Below are 16,823 nucleotides of genomic sequence, written 5' to 3' on the forward strand. Positions count from 1 at the left end.
AATATTTTAAATTGCAATAATATTTTATATAATTAAAGTAGAGATATTTAAGGGAGGAATTAGAATATGAAATTCTGTTGGAGTACATTAACAGTTAAAGATCTAGAGGAATCTTTAAAGTTTTATGAAGATATTGTTGGACTTAAGGTTCAGCAAAGATTTAAAGGTGGACCAGGAATGGAAATTGCTTTTTTAGGAGAAGGAGAGACAAAGATAGAACTTATATATAACTCAAATGTGAAAGAAGTAAATTACGGTGCTGATATTTCTCTTGGTTTTGAAGTGAATTCAGTAGATCAAATTATGGAGCTTGTAAAGTCAAAAGGGATAGCTGTACATAGCGGACCATTTCAGCCTAATCCACATGTTAAATTCTTTTTTGTGTTAGACCCAAATGGATTAAAAATTCAATTTGTGGAGAATATTTAGTATAGGTTATTATTGACATAAAAAAACGACAATTATATATTAATGCTAAAGTTATATAAAGTATCCTTCAGGATTGGGTGAAATTGTTAAATTTAACAATATGTTTATTGTGTTTACAAACTCCTAGGAAAACCTAGGGGTTATTTTTATGCTGAAAAAAGTTGTTATATAGAGATTTATTTTTTACTCACATATAACTAAATAAATCATTTTATAATCAATTTATAGAAAAAATAGCCGATATATGTAATATATACAATGAAATTATATATTTAAGTATATTATTTTTATTACCAATTAAATCGTATTAAAATAGAAAGCATAAGGAGGAAATTTAATATGAATATAGGAGATGAAGAATTTTTTAATTCATTAAAGACAGTATTTATGGTATTACCACAATTATTCTCTTCTGATGTATCCATGGCACTTACTAATAAAGAGGAGTACATTTTATTTAGACAAGCAAAAACTTTTCAATTAAGTGTTTATGAAGGAATGACAATACCGCAGGGAGGAGTTTCAGATAAAGCAATAAAAACTAAACAAGTCCATTCACTGCGTCATCAGAAAGAAACATTTGGTTTTCCAATAGTAGCTTATGGAGTACCTGTTATTAATCCTGATACTGGTAATTTAGTGGGAACTGTAACATATGCTATTTCTTTAGAAAAAGAAAATTTAACAATTGAAATGGCAAATGAATTACTGAAATTTTCAGAAGAATTAGCAGCATCTTCTCAAGAGTTAGCAAGTTCTACGGAAGAGTTATCTAGTAATAGCCAAAATGTTAATCATTTAGTAAATGAGACCCAAATAGGTATTACAAGTATGGATGATATAATTAAATATATAAAAGGTATTGCAGATACTACAAACTTGTTAGGACTTAATGCAGCAATTGAAGCAGCAAGGGCTGGAGAGCAAGGAAAAGGTTTTTCAGTAGTAGCGGGAGAAATAAGAAAACTTGCTGCAAATAGCAAAGATTCAACAACACAAATCAATGAAACTTTATCTAAAATTAAGGAAGATATAAATAGTATTATAAATGTTTTGAATGGGTTTTCTATTACAAGTGAAACGCAGGCTGCACAAGCTCAGCAGATAGCTGCTGGAAGTCAAAAATTAAGTGAATTATCTACTAAACTTTTAAAACTATCTGAAGATATTTATAACTAAAGTTTAGTTTTTGTATTAGAACAAAGTAAATAGAATCAAGGGAGAGGTAGCAGAAGCCTCTTCTTTTTTTATTTGTGTATGATAGAAATATGCATTAACAATCGTATTATGTTTATGAAGAGCTCTTCAGGAGGTATATGATGAAAATAGATGAAAGTAACTATATAAGCGAACTAAAACGAAAAAATTCTTCTAAAATACAATGTTGTATGCACTTTTAGAAAAGTTTGGAGATGAAGAAAGTAAAAAAAGGTTTAAGGAGGTTTTCAATATGACTGAGATAGGGAAAATGATATTAGAAGATGGAATGGCAAAGGGTATGGAAAAAGGTATGGAAAAAGGGAGAGTTCAAGGAAAACTTGAAGGTAAAGCTGAACTTTTACTTAAATTATTAACTAAGAAATTTATAAAAATGCCAGAAGAATATAAAAAAAAGATAAAAGAATTATCAGATGAAACACTGGAAATAATAGGACTAGAAATATTTGATATGAAAGATATTAAAGAGCTTGAAAAATATTTCTAAAAATATAAGAGAAGAATCATCCTTGACAATTTAAATTATTAATTTTATACTATAAACGAAAATTAAATAACAAAACCTTTTAGGACGTGGACTTTTTTAGAGAAATTCTATTTTCGCCACACAATTATTAACATGATAATTGTGTGGCTTTTTTATGTTAAAAGAAAGGGGTAAGATTTTGAAAAATTGGTATTATGCATTAGCTGTTTTTTTAGGTGGATGCTGTTATGGAGTATTATCAACATTTGTTAAACTTGCTTATTCAGCAGGCTTTTCATCACCAGAAGTAACAGGAGGTGAATATTTTTTTGGAACAGTGCTCATTTGTACTGTAGTTATATTCACAAAAAAGGAAAAGTTAACTTTTAATCAAATTTTTAAATTAATATTATCTGGAATTCCATTTGGTTTAACAGGTTTATTTTATTATCAATCACTGAAGACTCTTAATGCCTCATTAGCAATAATCTTTTTATTTCAATTTGTTTGGATTGGTACACTTTTTGACTGGATATTTAATAAGAAAAGGCCTACAAAAGAAAAGATTATTTCTATACTTGTTCTAATAGTTGGTTCAGTTTTGGCTGCAAATATTATTACACAACAGAGTGCCGTTATTTCTTTACAAGGAACAATATGGGGACTACTTGCTGCTTTAACGTATACAACTTCTATTTTTCTCAGTAGTTCAGTTGAGAAAGATACTTCTCCAGTGTTAAAAAGTGCTCTTTTTTCCATTGGTGCTTTAATAGTTGTATTTGCATTGTTTCCGCCAACATTTTTATTGAATTTATCTACCTTAAAGAGATTGACTCCATATGGATTAATTCTTGGTGTATTTGGAGTAGTTCTTCCGCCACTTTTATTTTCAATTGGAATGCCACATATTGGACCAGGACTTGGGACTATACTATCTGCTTCGGAGCTTCCAGTAGCCGTTACTATGTCCTTAATATTTTTATCTGAACATGTTAACTGGGTTCAATGGATGGGAGTGTCACTTATATTAGTAGGAATTATAGGTAGTAATATAAAGCTAAAAAAAGGTAAGATAGATTATGTTAATCTTAAAAAAATTGCTTAATGCAATGAATACATTCTACTGAGAAAGTGTTAAAAATTAATGTGTATTCATTAATAGGTAAATGATTGAATGCTAAATGACCGTACACTTCTATATAATTTGAGTGTACGGTTAAAAGTAAAGAATAGATTACATATTATTATATTTGAAAAAACTAAATGGTAATTGATAAAAATTAAAAAAACCTATTGTTTTCAAAATTCCCTATAGAAACTTCAGAATTTGAGTGAAGATATATACCATTACAATCCCTTATATCATTCTTCCAGTCACCTATATACTTATCGCCATCTGACCAGGTATGAGTACCTTTGCCATGACGCATATCATTTTTCCATTGACCTATATAAATTTCACCATCTGACCATGTGAATATACCAAAGCCGCTTTTTTCACCCATTTCCCATTGACCTTCATATTTGTCACCATCTGGCCAAGTATAAATACCATAACCATGCTGCATATCATTTTTCCATTGACCTATGTATTTTTCACCACAAGCCCAGGTAAAAGTACCTTGACCGTTCATTTCATCATTTTCCCAGTCGCCTGTATACTTACTACCATCATTATAGAAATATATGCCTTTACCATGCATTTTACCATCTTTACGTTCACCTGCATAATGCCCACCATGGACATGTACATTACTATTTTGTTTGATATTTAGCTTTATGCTATTTAGAGCTAATTCAGATATTTGAACCTTTTTCATTTGTAATTCTCCTTGTATATAATATATAATTATTTTTTCTTAAGATAAGTTTTAATAGGAAGAAAATGAAAATCATTATCGATTAAAGATCTAAGTTGATTATATCATATAAAAGCCTATAGTGTATATTATTTATTAAATTTTTTAAATATTTTATAGTAACTAAAAAATATTGACAATATTCTTTAGTTGCTATAAAATATATTTGGTGATGAATAATGAAACAAAATGAAATTCTAGAAAAAATAATTTGTTTTTCTAATAAAGTTAATCAAAATAATAAAAAACCTAATAATTATGGAACTAATCACATGCTTTATCCAGCTGAAATTCATATGATAGAAGCTATAGGCAACCATAAAAATGCTAATGCTAGTGAACTTTCTATTATTATGGGAATTACAAATGGAGCTGTTAATCAGGTAGCGAATAAACTTATTAAAAAAGGACTAGTTGAACAATATCGAATGAAAGATAATAAAAAGGATGTATTTTATCAATTGACACCTCAAGGAGAAATTGCTAATGTTGAGCATAGTAATTATCATAAAGAACAATATAGTCATATGGAAGAATATATAGATGAACTTGTTCCAGAGGAAATTAATATCATAAATAAGTTTTTTGATGAATTAATTAAATCTTGGCCTTCTAAATAAAGAAGGCTTTATACAGGCATAATGTTTTAGTAACTAAAAAATATTTTGCTATAAGGAGATGTTAAAATTGAAAAAGAATTTGATCTAAAAAGGTTACTAAATAATGTTGTGATTTTTAAATAGATTAATTAATTTTTGGCCTCATAATTAAATGGGGCTATATATAAATATAATGTTTTAGCAACTAAAAAATATTTTTATGGGGGTATTAAAATTGAAAAAAGAATTTAATTTAACAAAAATTACTACACCAATGTTATTGACACTTTTAAAGGACGAAATTATTTCGCCAGAATGTTTTTTGGAAGAGTGTAAATCATCTCTTCAAAGTTTTCAGAGTACTATTGATAAAAAATTTCCGCCTGATTTGATAAATTTTATTTCAATGCCATTATGGGTATACATAAATTTAAAAAATAAATTAGGCAATGAAAAAGCATTTGAAATAATGAGAATAGTATTGCTTACAGGAGGAGTAGCAATGCAAAGTATTCTGTTTGATTCCATTAATAAACCAAGAACTTTTGAAAATTTTATTGAACAGGAATTGCAAATTAATAAAACAGGAACAACTAAGTGGAATAATCTAGAAATAATTTCTAAAGATAAAAATAAATTTGAGATAAAAATAACTAAATGCCTTTATCATGAATTAACAACTTCTCTAGGAATTCCTGAAGCAACAAAATTAATTTGCCAAGTGGATAATGCAGTATTCAATTCTTACTTACCTGAAGAGGTTATATTTCATCGCAATGGTCTAAATCAACGTATTGCAGATGGATGTAATGAATGTCATTTTGTTTGGGAATGTAAAAAATGTAAGGAGAGAAATTAAATATGATGTCAAAAGTAATTCTTATTACAGGTTGTTCTTCAGGAATAGGTAGAGAAATGGCTGAGAGATTATCTAAAAATGGTTACACAGTAGTTGCTACGGCAAGAAATTTAGATGACATGGAAAATTTAAATGTGAATTTAAATGTGAATTTAAAACTTTCTTTAGATATTACTAACAATGAATCTATATCAGATGCAGTTAATAAAGTAATGCAACATTTTGGAAAGATAGATGTTTTGATTAACAATGCTGGTTATGCTTTCAGAAGTACTGTAGAAGAAATATCAGATAACAATATTGAACAAATGTTTAATGTTAATGTTTATGGTATTATACGAATGATTCGAGCAGTTGTTCCCTATATGAGAAAGAAAAGGTCAGGTAGGATAATAAATATTAGTTCAATTGCGGGTAAAATGGTTCTTCCAGTCAGTGGTGCTTATTGTGCTTCAAAATTTGCCACAGAAGCATTAAGTGATGCACTTCGCTTGGAGCTATCAGCTTTCGGCATTTCTGTTGTAGTTGTAGAGCCTGGAAATATTCGAACAAACTTTATGAAAACAGTTCAAAATAATTCAGATACAATCATATCAGACTCTAGTTCTCCGTATAATGAACTATATAAAAATTATAAAACTTTTAACGATAATGCACGTACTAATGAACCAGGGCCAGAAGTTGTTTCTTTAGTTGTACAAAAGGCTATAGAAGCATCAAGACCCAAAAAAAGATATATGGCTGGCGTCCCAGCTTTTAACCGCATGATGACTCATTTTGGAGATGGAGTGAAAGATTATGTTGTTAAATCTCTTTTTAAGATAAAATAAATCGTTGTACAAGTATGCACTAGATATTTAAGAAAGGAACTTATGATAATGATTACAAATATAATTAAGACTAAATATGGATTATAAGGGAAAGTACAGTTTAAATTATTTGGATGAAAAAAGTTCTTTAGCTGTAGTTGACAACGGTGGGGGGGATACAATGCATATACTATTTTCTAAGGATGGATGTATTATTAAATTTGCTTGATGATGAAGCCATTGAACAAGATGATGTTACATTTTGTATTTGGCAGAGGATTATGTAGATTGGTCAAAAGATTATTGGGGACGAGAAGAAGAATTATCCATTGAAGATGTAGAAAAGATATTTGATCATCATCCAATTACAGAAGAAATGATAAAAAAATTAAATCCAGATAGAAATATCAAAGCAGCAATGGAGGAACTTAAGAAAATTAATTATCCCGTAGAGTATAGGTTTTAATTAAGTTTGAGAAAATTATACATGTATGAAATTTTGGTACATGAATGAAATTTTACGGAATGAGAATAAGGATATAACTTCAACAGATTTTAAAAGTGAAATTTGAATACCCATTATAAAAAAGTAATAAAAAATCCATATGCATTTTTAAGAAGGTTACATTAATTCTTATCCTAGGATTAATGTAACCTTATTTTATAAATTTAAAGTGATTATTTTAGTATCGATTTAAATAAAAGCTGATTGACAATAGTAATTAATAATATTAATATGACTATGAAAAGAATAGATTAGGAGGAAAAAACCCACAATGATGCTTTTGCTGTTTCAATGATTTCTGGCGCTCTGTTCTTTTTAGGAATGCTTCTAACTGCAAAGTCATTTAATAAAGAAAATAAATTGATTGCTGATGGGGAATAGATGAATACGAGATATTCATGAAAGGGTGATAAATACTATGATTGGACCAGATAAGAAAAAACTTTATCCAAATGAAAATATAAAAACAGTTTGCTATATAAGTAATTTACCTAAAAGACCTAATGTTGAGATAGGAGAATATACATATTATAGTGATAACAACAAATCTCCTGAGAAATTTTATGATAACATAGAACACCACTATGAATTTCTAGGGGATAAGCTCATAATAGGTAAGTTTTGTGCAATAGCTGAAGGTGTTAAGTTCATCATGAATGGTGCAAACCACAGAATGGATGGGGCTACAACCTATCCATTTAATATCTTTGGAGGTGGCTGGGAAAAGGTCACTCCAACAGTAGAGCAATTACCTTTTAAGGGAGATACAGTAATCGGTAACGATGTGTGGATTGGACAAAATGTAACTATTATGCCTGGGGTTAAAGTTGGTGATGGTGCAATTATTGCTGCTAACTCCACTGTAGTAAAAAATATTGAACCTTATACAATTTACGGTGGCAATCCAGCCCAATTTATTAAAAAACGTTTTAGTGAGGAAAAGATAGAATTTCTTCTAAAGCTTCAATGGTGGAGCTGGGACGAAGAGAAGATATTTGATAACCTTGAAAAACTAACATCGGAAACTGGGCTGGATTTGTTGAGGCAGCTTTAAGGGCTGCTTCAACAAAGAAATTGTTAACAATCCTTAGGAGAAGTTAAAGAACTATCGAAGACGTATTGCTATTTAGTGCAAAAATTCTCTAAGTTTTTAGCTGAACTGTAACATATCTCTCCATTTATCATATGAATTATACGATTTTTCTTATCTATTTCTGAAATATTATCTTTATTAACTAGATAGGCTCTATGAAATCTTACAAAACGCTCATCTAAAGTTTCTTCTATATTTTTCATTTTACCGTAAAATTCAACTTGTCTATTAACTGCGTGTAATAATATTTTATGAATTGTATCAGAGGTTTCGAAGAAAAGAATATCCTTATACTTTATATTTATAACTTTATCTTCTTTCCTTATTGTGAAAATTTCACAATCATCTTCATCACTCTTTAAATATCTCTTTTTAGTTTCTAAAATGCATTGTTTTATTCTTTCAGCCATATTTGAATAATCATCTTTAATTATATAATCCATAGCCTCAACCTTGTAGGTAAAAGTCAAATAACTCATTTCACCATGAGTAGTTACAAATACTATGAACCCCTTTTCGTCAAATTCTCGAATTTTACTGGCTAAGGTTATACCGTTAATATTAGAATTTAAGCCTACATCTAAAAAGTACAAAGAGGTATCTTTATTATTTTCTTTTGCTTTGTTTAATACCTCCATAGGATTTGGAGATGCTATTTCAATTGTCATATCTAATTCTTCTTCTAATATAATATCTTTAACTATCCCTCTTATCCTATTTCGCTGCTCTTCAATATCTTCACAAATATATATTTTTATCATAAACTTATTCTCCTATTTATAATTTCAATGTTTTGGATAAATAAATTATCTTCTATACTGGTATCAAGAATAGTATTGTAGTAATTGCTAAGTATGCTTTTTAAATTAGCAAGTCCTATTCCTCGCCCAGTTCCTTTAGTTGAAAATCCTCTTATATATATTTCGTGTATTTTAGGCGTTTGTCCTTCAAATGAATTAATCACTATAAAGCTAATGGATCTTTGCTTTTTAATAATTCCTAGTTTTAAAATTGGATTAGTGCATAAAACCGCTGCTTCAATAGCATTATCTAGTAAAATGCCTAAAATCCTGCACAAATCAACAGTGTCTATCTCTATATCTTCAATAGGGTCCGTAATATCTATAAATATATCTACTCCTTCTGATTTTGCTTTTAAAATCTTTGAAGAAATAAGTCCTTTTATCTCTGGGGTTTTTATATTTGAAAGCAAGTTTAGTCTTAAAGAGTGCTTGTTTAAATTATCATTAAGCGGTAATATTTTATTAAGAAAAAAACTTTTTAATCCACTAAAATTATCTGTATCTAAATATCCTCTTATACAAGATAGTATATTTACAAAGTCATGTTTGAAATTTCTAATATCTTCATTTAAGACTTCTATATTATTTGTGTATTCTGTAAGTTTTTCCAGCTCTAATTGTCTAAATAATATTTCCTCATGTCTTTTGCTTAAATATATGAATGCTAAAGTTATTCCAAAGAAGATAACAATAGTCACTTCATTTAAAATCAATAATGCATTAAAGATAATTTTGTTAAAAGCTATAATTGAAATAGCATATGCTGTAAATCTATCAATGATTAAACCAAAAGAAAATAAAGAGATTATGCTGTAATACAAAAAACTATTTTTAAATATATCTTTAATATTATAATTATTGAGTTTACTATATTTTTTTATTAAGAATATCATAACTATTGTGTATATATAACTTACAAGGGTTGATATGGGCATAAAATAGATATCATAAATTAGCTTATCATAATTGAAAGCACTGATAAAAATTATTCTAACTAAATTTACTGCAAAGCTGTTAACTATAAATAGTATAAATACTGAAAATAGTGCTTTTTCTAGATAGTTAAATTTTTCTTTATGATAGGCTAAAGAAAAAGCTGTAATTAAACCTATACTTAAAATAAACCTTGTGTCTAAAATACAGTTAGTATAATTTAATTTATCCTCAAATATTAAAAATAACATCATAAGACTAAGAACACTTATGCCTATGGTTAAACATTTTTTTATTTCAAATTTGAATAATTCCAGGAAGTAAATAAAATATATACTCACAAGGCAAGTGAATATATTCAATATATAAATCATTCCAGCGTCAACTCCATATAAAATAACTTTAAATTATAAAAAAGATTATTGGCAATTTTAGTCAAGAACTAAGAAGTAATCCATAACTCTTACATTTTCTCTTTTACCTCTTACTTATACTTTAAGATATCATCAAAATATTTTCAAATATAAGTTAAGTGTTTGGTTCTCTATATAAATAAATTTAGTTAACTTTAATTTTAGTATTATTAGATACTTATTCTATGGTCTTAATTCTTTTTATCTTTAGATATAGTTTAGTAAAACTTATTGTGGTAAATGAGCCAATAGCAGATTCTATAATTATATTCACTCCTGATGATATGGATGAATTAAAGAAAGGTTTTAATAGCCTTAATAATACTTGATCATTAATTAAAGTCATAGCTATGGAAATTATAACCATGCCCAAAATAGAATTTCTAAAACCCTTACTAAAACTTATACTGTTGTTTATAGAATCTTGTATTCCATTATTCTCAAGAGTAAAGATTTGAAGGTAAAATGCTGAATATACACAGAATAATATTCCTGGTATAACTAATGCTAGAGTTCCAAGAATGGTTAAAATACTCACTATTGAATATAGAACTAAAGCACTAAAACTTCTTGGCATTAATTCTTTAATAATATTTTTTATATTAACTTCTTCATTTTTATATTTTTTGTCCACTATTTTAATTATTATCATCTCTCCAATAAAAAGTACAAACTGACTAAGAACATAAAAAATAAGTTTTTTAATTGTAAAATTATCAAAGGGATCATAAAGTTTGGATATGACTGTGCCTAATAATACAACAGTCATAGTTACAATTAAAATTTCTTTGTTTTTGAGACTTCTAAGTGACTCTTTTAGAATTTGTAAAATTGATATTTCTTTATTAATCTCCATTTTGTAATCCTCCATATTTAGAATACATATTCAATAAATTTTATAACTTTATTCTAAATAGAAACAATATATATTTCATTAAAAAAGTAATGAAATATGAATTATTTGTAGTGAAATGTTAAATTTATGATGATCAAATATTAATAAATGTAATGTATAAAATTGTATATGATATTTTGTTATGCCATGAATTAAACCATAATTCTAGCAAGAATCAAACAGCTATAGATTTTTGAAAATCATATTATAGTTAAGTAAAATTTGGTATAATTTAGAGGAGATTAATTATGGAGCATCAAAAAAGTTAAGTTGGAGATATTAGCCATGGTATCCATGGAATAAAAAATTTAGCTAGGGGGAGAAAAAATGTTTAATTACAGTACTTTGGAAAGTATAGGTATGGAGAAATTACATAAAACTTTTATAGAAGCGTTTTCTGATTATCAAGTAAAATTTGATTTGCCTATTTTGAAGTTTCAACAAATGCTTCAAAGACGAGGGTATGTTTCAAAAGCTTCAATAGGAGCATTTGAAAATAATGCATTAATTGGGTTTCTTTTGAATGGAATTAGGTATTGGGATGGAAAATTAACTGCATATGACACAGGAACAGGTGTTATAAAAACTTATAGAAAACATGGAATAACAAGTAATATGTTTTTTAATACAAAACAGCTGCTCCAAGAAATGGGCGTGGAACAATATTTACTTGAAGTAATTCAATCAAATATTTCTGCAGTTCGTCTATATAAAAAACAAGGCTTTGAAACATTAAGAGAATTTGAATGCTTCAATTTAGATAAAAATAAATATAAACATACTCCTACAGCAGAATATGAGGTTCAACATATAAATAGTATTACTAAAAATGATTGGAAAGAATTTTCAAAATTTTGGGATTTTAAACCATCATGGCAAAACTCTATTGATTCAGTTAATGATGCGTCAGACACATTTGTATATTCTATTATAGTGATAGATAACACTATAGTTGGTTATGGAATTATTGATAAATATACAGGAGATATCCCACAGATAGCAGTAGATAAAAATCATAGAGGTAAAGGTATTGGGAGAAGTATATTTACAGATTTATTGAAGAATACGGAATCAGATAATATTAAGGTTTTAAATGTAGATAATCACTGTGATTCTATGAAAGATTTTTTATTGAATTTAAGATTTGAACAAAATGTTAGCCAATATGAAATGGTTTTAAAATTATAAATATGGTTATTAATATTCAGTTATTATATTATAATTGTTGCATATAGAGTTAAAGCACTAAAATTTCTTTATTTTTGAGACTTCTAAGTGACTCTTTTAGAATTTGTAAAATTGATATTTCCTTATTAATCTCCATTTTTAGAATAAACTTTATAACTTTATTCTAAATAAAAACAAACCATATTTCATTAAGTTTCAAATATGAAGCGAGGATTGCTTTATTATTATTATAAAAAGAAAGAAGATATATTATTTTTCATGTATAGCGATTTTATTGATCAAGTTTTTAAATTTTGTTCTGAGAAACTAAATGAAAACGAACATCTAAATATGATAGGTCCCACATATTATAGATTATATTATAAAATTATTTTTTCGGAAGAGTACTTAATTAATATATATATAGATTTATTAAATAATAGAAAACTTGTTCAATATAAAATAAAAAACATTTGATGTTATAAAAAAATTATATGATCGATGTAATATTAAATATGATGAGTGTAAATTATATATATATGCAGCTGGAATAATAGGTTGTGAAATCCAGATTATTCAAGGAAATATTGAAGGAGAAATACAATTATCTATAGATGAGTTAATAGTGCAACCGGCCAATAATTAGTTTAAAAACTGACTATTGGCCTTTATTTTTTTAAAATAATAGAAAGAGGAGAACTTGAATGTTTTTCCACTAAGTAAAGATGATATGTTTGATTTTGCCGAGAAGTATGTGGATGTGTAAAAAGTATTGATATAGGAGCTTATAATACATGTAATCTCAATTGTTTGTATTGTTATGCTAATTTTAATAGAGATGTTGTAGAAAAAAATTTATTAAAACATAATAAAAAATCACCGTTATTATTTGGTGAATCAAATGGAGATGAAAAGATTACAGATAGAAAGATGAAATCATATAGGGGGAGGTCAAATTTGTTTTTTATAGTAGTAACAAAAATTGTTCTAGTTTTTATAGGGAACCAGATCCTTTGCAAAAATTCTAGATTGGAGTATCACTATGCAAGACAATATTTAAGTGACTTGTTTCTTATATAATTTTTATGAGTTTTGTAACAAACTAAATAGTATGTAAATATTATTTACTATAAGGAAACAAATTTTAGTTCTTTGTAAAGCTCTGTAAGAAGCTAAAAAACAATGAATAGGAGGAAAAAGTTATGTCACATCATAAAGATGATATTAGAATTGATGAAGCAGAAGATACTTCTTTGAAAACAGAAAATATTTCAGTAGGAGCAGGAGCGTATAATAGCGCATGCAAATCATCAGATAATGGAAAAGGTGTAGGCGTAATGTATCAGCAACAAGGTGCTGTAAAGATACACAATGGAAGAATAATAGGTTGTGATAGTGAAGGTTATATAGTAAGACATTGCTCAGATGCAAGTAAGGGAAGTCCTTTTAAATATGATAAATTTTATTTTTATAATGAAAAGTATTTTCGTACCCATACTATTAATCATTCTCATGCACATGCTTTCATTGATATTGGCATAAGAAATAATAAACATGTATTTTGTTATTATGGAAAGGAAAAGGATGCTAAAAATCTTTATACTCATAATGGCATATTTCATTCTTTTACCTATAAAGATCCTACAATTAAGAAATCTGTAACCAGCAGTGATTTTAATACTTTTTTAAGTTTCAGCACTGCCCCTCATTTAGTAAGTAAGATAGTTTACTATCATTATGTTGAAGAATATGATAATAAAAAACATGAAACTGTTTTAAGATATGTAAAAACTTCAGCATCTGATATAAAACATTATGGAGAGGTAGCAAATAAATAATATATAAGCAAAAGAGGAATTTCAAAAGCTTTACCTGGCATTAATGGTGAACCTGCTTCTAATAAAGATATTTAAGACAGCAATTAGGCTGTCTTATTTTTTATGAATTTTTAAAGTAATTTCATAATCATAGGACATGCTGGAAATGGATGCTCTCCAATCATATACTAAAATACTATTAATGTTATAATTAGTATATATAAAGTTAAATAGCATTACTCATATAATTTTACATATACGGAGGATATATGATATTTAAAGAGTTTGGAAATAAGAATAAGCCAGTTATCATTTTTCTTCATGGTGGCGGACTATCATGGTGGTCGTTAAAATCACAAATTGAAGTACTAAAAAAGGATTATTTTGTTGTTACACCGATTATTGATGGACATGGTGATGATTGGAATAATACTTTTATAAGCATAAGAAAATCAGCAGAACTAGTTATTGATTATATAGAAGATAATTGTAATGGAAAAGTTTTTGCAATTTGTGGTTTTTCCATTGGTGCTCAAATTGTTGTAGAAATAATATCGAAAGAATGTGATATTACAGAGAATGCAGTTATAGAAAGTGCTTTAGTTTATCCTATAAAGATGATAACCAAATTAACTATACCAATGTACAATCTGTGTTATGGGTTAATTAAAAAGAGGTGGTATGCAAAATTACAGGCTAAAGTATTAAATGTACCTGAAGAATTATTTGAAGACTACTATAAGGACAGTTCGCGGATGACAAAAGAATCTTTAATCAATATTACGAAAAGTAATGGCGAATATTCAATGCCACAAACATTATGGAATACGAAAGCAAAAACATTAATATTGGTTGGAGAGAAAGAATTGCAAGTTATGAAAAATTCTGCAAAATTACTTCATGATACTATAAAATATAGTTCTTTAAAAGTCATTGAAAAAAGCGGTCATGGAGAGATTAGTTTAATTCATACAGATAGATACATTGAATTATTACAACAATTATTTGAAAATACTACAAGTTTGTTTGTAGAAAACTAGGTAACTACTAGTTAAATTACATAAATAAAGTTTTATTCATGATAATGTAGAATGATTTTAAAAGGGATTTATTTGTGTGGGGGAATTAGGAATGATAAAAAGTAAGAACTATAAGTGTGTTGGAATTGATGTGTGCAAAGGTAAATGGGTAGCAGTAGCTTTAATGGAGAAAAGTTTTGAAGTTAATAAATTTAATAGCATTGAAGAAATATGCGATAAATATGAAAATGCAGATAGTATAATTATAGATATTCCTATTGGTCTTCCGGAAAATATCGATCATATACGTCCAGAAGTTGAAGCGAGAAAGTATTTAAAAGGGAAGGCGTCAAGTATATTTAATGTTCCATGTAGGCAAGCAGTTTATTCAGAAAATTATACAAAAGCAATTGAAGAAAATAAAGCAAATTTTAAAGTAAGTTTAAGTCCCTTATCTTATGCAATATGTAAAAAGATAAGGGAAGTAGATGAATTTTTAAATAAGGTACCAAAGTGGAAAAATAAGTTATTAGAAGGACATCCAGAAATATGTTTTTCTAAACTAAATAATGGACAAGCAGTTTTGGAAAATAAAACAAAACCAGAAGGACAGCAAAGAAGATTAGAAATATTAAAGAGATATTATAATGAAAGTGATTTGGTAATAGATAAATACTTAAAAGATGTGCCAACAAGAAAGAAAATAGATGATGTGATAGATGCATTAGTGCTGGCTGTTTCTGGAGTTATAGGTCTAGAAAATAAATTTGAAACAATGCCTAAAGAACCTATGAAGGATAGAAGAGGCATAAAAATGCAAATGACTTATGGGAAAATATTTTAGAATAATTGTATTATGTTTTATGAAAAAAATAGATCTAATAAAGAATATTTTCTCCTGCAGTCAGATTAGGTATCAAGTTGTAAAATTGAAATATAAAACCTATATTTTTTTCTGTAATCCGTAAGTTCATTATCATTTAGTTTAGTAAATTGAATTTATTATTTTTATTGTTACTAGTTTAAGCATAGGAAGGAGTTTCATTTTACATTTATTAATAAATTAAATTAAAGAGTTACACAGGAAAGGTACAGTTACCATAAGTTGAAAATAATGTATTTAAATTATATAATTAGTCTGTAAACAGTAAAGATAATATAATATTGCAATTAGGTGAAAATTATACTTAATAAAGGGGGAATAAAATTGACAAAACGGATTAAGGTTCAGATTTTTGAAGATGGAACTGTCCAAGCAGAAGTTGCAGGAGTAAAAGGCAAAAAGTGCACTAATTATATTAAAATATTAGAAGATATTTTAGCAGCTGAAACAGTAGATTCAGATTATACAAAGGAATATTATGAAACAGAAAAAGTGATTTTAGATGAAGTTGATCATCAAGAATTAAAGGTAGGTGAATAAATTGAATGTTACAGATAGAGGTAAGACTTGGGAAATTACTAATTCTATTTTTGTAGTGCTTACCTTTTTTTTAGGATTTGCAAATTGGACGTCTTTTTTATATTGTGCTTTATTAGTAAAGTGTAAGAAGTGGGCGTATTATGCGCTGCTTTATGCACTGCCTTTGATTATAACTGTAATAATTGGTAAATTTACAACTCTTACTTTTTGGGGAATAATAATTTCAGGGATAATAAGCATAGTTCATATATTTAAAATCAGAGAAGAAGTTCTTATTAGATATGATAGATTGTTAAAAAGCAAATACTTGGATAATGCTGATATAAACAAGCTTATAAATGAAACTAGAACAAATTCTGAGAATGTTTCTAATAAGAAGCAATACCTTCATCCAGAAAAAGAAAATACAACTTTAACACAACAATCTAAAAGTATGATTTCCAATGAAGAAAACCATATTAAAGAAGATGAAAAAGAAAATAAAGGAAGAATAATCGATTTTTAATTATTTTATTG

Annotated in this window: 19 protein-coding genes and 2 pseudogenes; 16 read left to right on the forward strand and 5 right to left on the reverse strand. The window is 27.4% G+C overall.

Annotated features, from left to right (window positions below):
• Positions 1 to 66 precede the first annotated feature (66 nt).
• The 4 genes from EG57_RS0215275 to EG57_RS0215290 all read left to right on the forward strand — a co-directional run bounded on the left by EG57_RS0215275 (position 67) and on the right by EG57_RS0215290 (position 3,218).
• Positions 67 to 429: a VOC family protein gene (locus EG57_RS0215275; protein ID WP_032078045.1), complete on the forward strand. Its 363-nt coding sequence runs from the start codon at positions 67 to 69 to the stop codon at positions 427 to 429.
• Positions 430 to 768: 339 nt separating this feature from the next.
• A complete protein-coding gene (locus EG57_RS27310) occupies positions 769 to 1,608 on the forward strand; it encodes a methyl-accepting chemotaxis protein (protein ID WP_032078046.1) in 840 nt (279 codons plus the stop codon).
• 271 nt (positions 1,609 to 1,879) lie between these two features.
• Positions 1,880 to 2,134, forward strand: a complete 255-nt coding sequence (locus EG57_RS0215285; RefSeq protein WP_032078047.1) for a DUF4351 domain-containing protein — start codon at positions 1,880 to 1,882, stop codon at positions 2,132 to 2,134.
• Positions 2,135 to 2,312: 178 nt separating this feature from the next.
• Positions 2,313 to 3,218, forward strand: coding sequence for an EamA family transporter (locus EG57_RS0215290; RefSeq protein ID WP_032078122.1), 906 nt, complete (start codon positions 2,313 to 2,315; stop codon positions 3,216 to 3,218).
• Positions 3,219 to 3,393: 175 nt separating this feature from the next.
• Here EG57_RS0215290 and EG57_RS0215295 read toward each other — a convergent pair whose 3' ends face one another.
• Complete coding sequence (locus EG57_RS0215295; protein WP_032078048.1) at positions 3,394 to 3,933, reverse strand: MORN repeat-containing protein; 540 nt, start codon at positions 3,931 to 3,933, stop codon at positions 3,394 to 3,396.
• A 218-nt stretch (positions 3,934 to 4,151) separates the two neighbouring features.
• On the opposite strand from EG57_RS0215295, the gene EG57_RS0215300 reads away from it, so the two are divergent.
• The 5 genes from EG57_RS0215300 (at position 4,152) to EG57_RS0215320 (ending at position 7,798) form a co-directional block, all read left to right on the forward strand.
• Positions 4,152 to 4,592, forward strand: a complete 441-nt coding sequence (locus EG57_RS0215300) for a MarR family transcriptional regulator (protein ID WP_032078049.1) — start codon at positions 4,152 to 4,154, stop codon at positions 4,590 to 4,592.
• 214 nt (positions 4,593 to 4,806) lie between these two features.
• Positions 4,807 to 5,430 (forward strand): L-2-amino-thiazoline-4-carboxylic acid hydrolase, encoded by a 624-nt coding sequence (locus tag EG57_RS0215305; protein ID WP_032078050.1) that lies wholly within the window; start codon positions 4,807 to 4,809, stop codon positions 5,428 to 5,430.
• A 2-nt stretch (positions 5,431 to 5,432) separates the two neighbouring features.
• The gene (locus EG57_RS0215310; protein WP_032078051.1) at positions 5,433 to 6,260 is read left to right on the forward strand and encodes an SDR family oxidoreductase; all 828 of its coding nucleotides are present in this window, start codon (positions 5,433 to 5,435) and stop codon (positions 6,258 to 6,260) included.
• A 241-nt stretch (positions 6,261 to 6,501) separates the two neighbouring features.
• Positions 6,502 to 6,705 (forward strand): substrate-binding domain-containing protein, encoded by a 204-nt coding sequence (locus tag EG57_RS27045; RefSeq protein WP_052037948.1) that lies wholly within the window; start codon positions 6,502 to 6,504, stop codon positions 6,703 to 6,705.
• Between the two features lie 457 nt (positions 6,706 to 7,162).
• Positions 7,163 to 7,798 carry a Vat family streptogramin A O-acetyltransferase gene (locus EG57_RS0215320; RefSeq protein WP_032078052.1) on the forward strand — a complete coding sequence of 212 codons (636 nt, stop codon included), beginning with the start codon at positions 7,163 to 7,165 and terminating at the stop codon, positions 7,796 to 7,798.
• Positions 7,799 to 7,866: 68 nt separating this feature from the next.
• Here EG57_RS0215320 and EG57_RS0215325 read toward each other — a convergent pair whose 3' ends face one another.
• From EG57_RS0215325 to EG57_RS0215335, 3 genes are all read right to left on the reverse strand, one after another.
• Positions 7,867 to 8,598: a LytR/AlgR family response regulator transcription factor gene (locus EG57_RS0215325; protein WP_032078053.1), complete on the reverse strand. Its 732-nt coding sequence runs from the start codon at positions 8,596 to 8,598 to the stop codon at positions 7,867 to 7,869.
• On the reverse strand, positions 8,595 to 9,827 hold the full coding sequence (locus EG57_RS0215330; protein WP_161782716.1) for a sensor histidine kinase: 1,233 nt from the start codon (positions 9,825 to 9,827) through the stop codon (positions 8,595 to 8,597). Before EG57_RS0215330 ends, EG57_RS0215325 begins: the two co-directional genes overlap by 4 nt.
• Before the next feature lie 337 nt (positions 9,828 to 10,164).
• On the reverse strand, positions 10,165 to 10,842 hold the full coding sequence (locus tag EG57_RS0215335) for a hypothetical protein (RefSeq protein ID WP_032078055.1): 678 nt from the start codon (positions 10,840 to 10,842) through the stop codon (positions 10,165 to 10,167).
• A 366-nt stretch (positions 10,843 to 11,208) separates the two neighbouring features.
• Here EG57_RS0215335 and EG57_RS0215340 point away from each other — a divergent pair, with 366 nt between their 5' ends.
• The 5 genes and pseudogenes from EG57_RS0215340 (at position 11,209) to EG57_RS0215360 (ending at position 15,728) form a co-directional block, all read left to right on the forward strand.
• Positions 11,209 to 12,069: a GNAT family N-acetyltransferase gene (locus EG57_RS0215340; RefSeq protein WP_032078056.1), complete on the forward strand. Its 861-nt coding sequence runs from the start codon at positions 11,209 to 11,211 to the stop codon at positions 12,067 to 12,069.
• Between the two features lie 735 nt (positions 12,070 to 12,804).
• Positions 12,805 to 13,128 (forward strand): annotated as a pseudogene (locus tag EG57_RS0215345) (DUF1848 family protein); the annotation flags it as partial.
• 122 nt (positions 13,129 to 13,250) lie between these two features.
• A complete protein-coding gene (locus tag EG57_RS0215350; protein WP_032078058.1) occupies positions 13,251 to 13,886 on the forward strand; it encodes a hypothetical protein in 636 nt (211 codons plus the stop codon).
• A 248-nt stretch (positions 13,887 to 14,134) separates the two neighbouring features.
• Complete coding sequence (locus tag EG57_RS0215355) at positions 14,135 to 14,905, forward strand: alpha/beta fold hydrolase (RefSeq protein ID WP_032078059.1); 771 nt, start codon at positions 14,135 to 14,137, stop codon at positions 14,903 to 14,905.
• Between the two features lie 91 nt (positions 14,906 to 14,996).
• On the forward strand, positions 14,997 to 15,728 hold the full coding sequence (locus EG57_RS0215360) for a DUF429 domain-containing protein (RefSeq protein ID WP_032078123.1): 732 nt from the start codon (positions 14,997 to 14,999) through the stop codon (positions 15,726 to 15,728).
• Between the two features lie 43 nt (positions 15,729 to 15,771).
• On the opposite strand, the pseudogene EG57_RS27390 reads toward EG57_RS0215360, so the two are convergent.
• A pseudogene (locus EG57_RS27390) lies at positions 15,772 to 15,883 on the reverse strand (ABC transporter ATP-binding protein); the annotation flags it as partial.
• Between the two features lie 208 nt (positions 15,884 to 16,091).
• Here EG57_RS27390 and EG57_RS0215365 point away from each other — a divergent pair.
• Entirely contained in the window at positions 16,092 to 16,307 is a 216-nt protein-coding gene (locus tag EG57_RS0215365) for a DUF2997 domain-containing protein (RefSeq protein WP_032078060.1), read from the forward strand.
• A 1-nt stretch (position 16,308) separates the two neighbouring features.
• Positions 16,309 to 16,812: a hypothetical protein gene (locus EG57_RS0215370; RefSeq protein WP_032078061.1), complete on the forward strand. Its 504-nt coding sequence runs from the start codon at positions 16,309 to 16,311 to the stop codon at positions 16,810 to 16,812.
• Positions 16,813 to 16,823 lie beyond the last annotated feature (11 nt).

The organism is Clostridium drakei (assembly GCF_000633595.2).
Taxonomy (GTDB): Bacteria; Bacillota; Clostridia; order Clostridiales; family Clostridiaceae; genus Clostridium_AM; species Clostridium_AM drakei.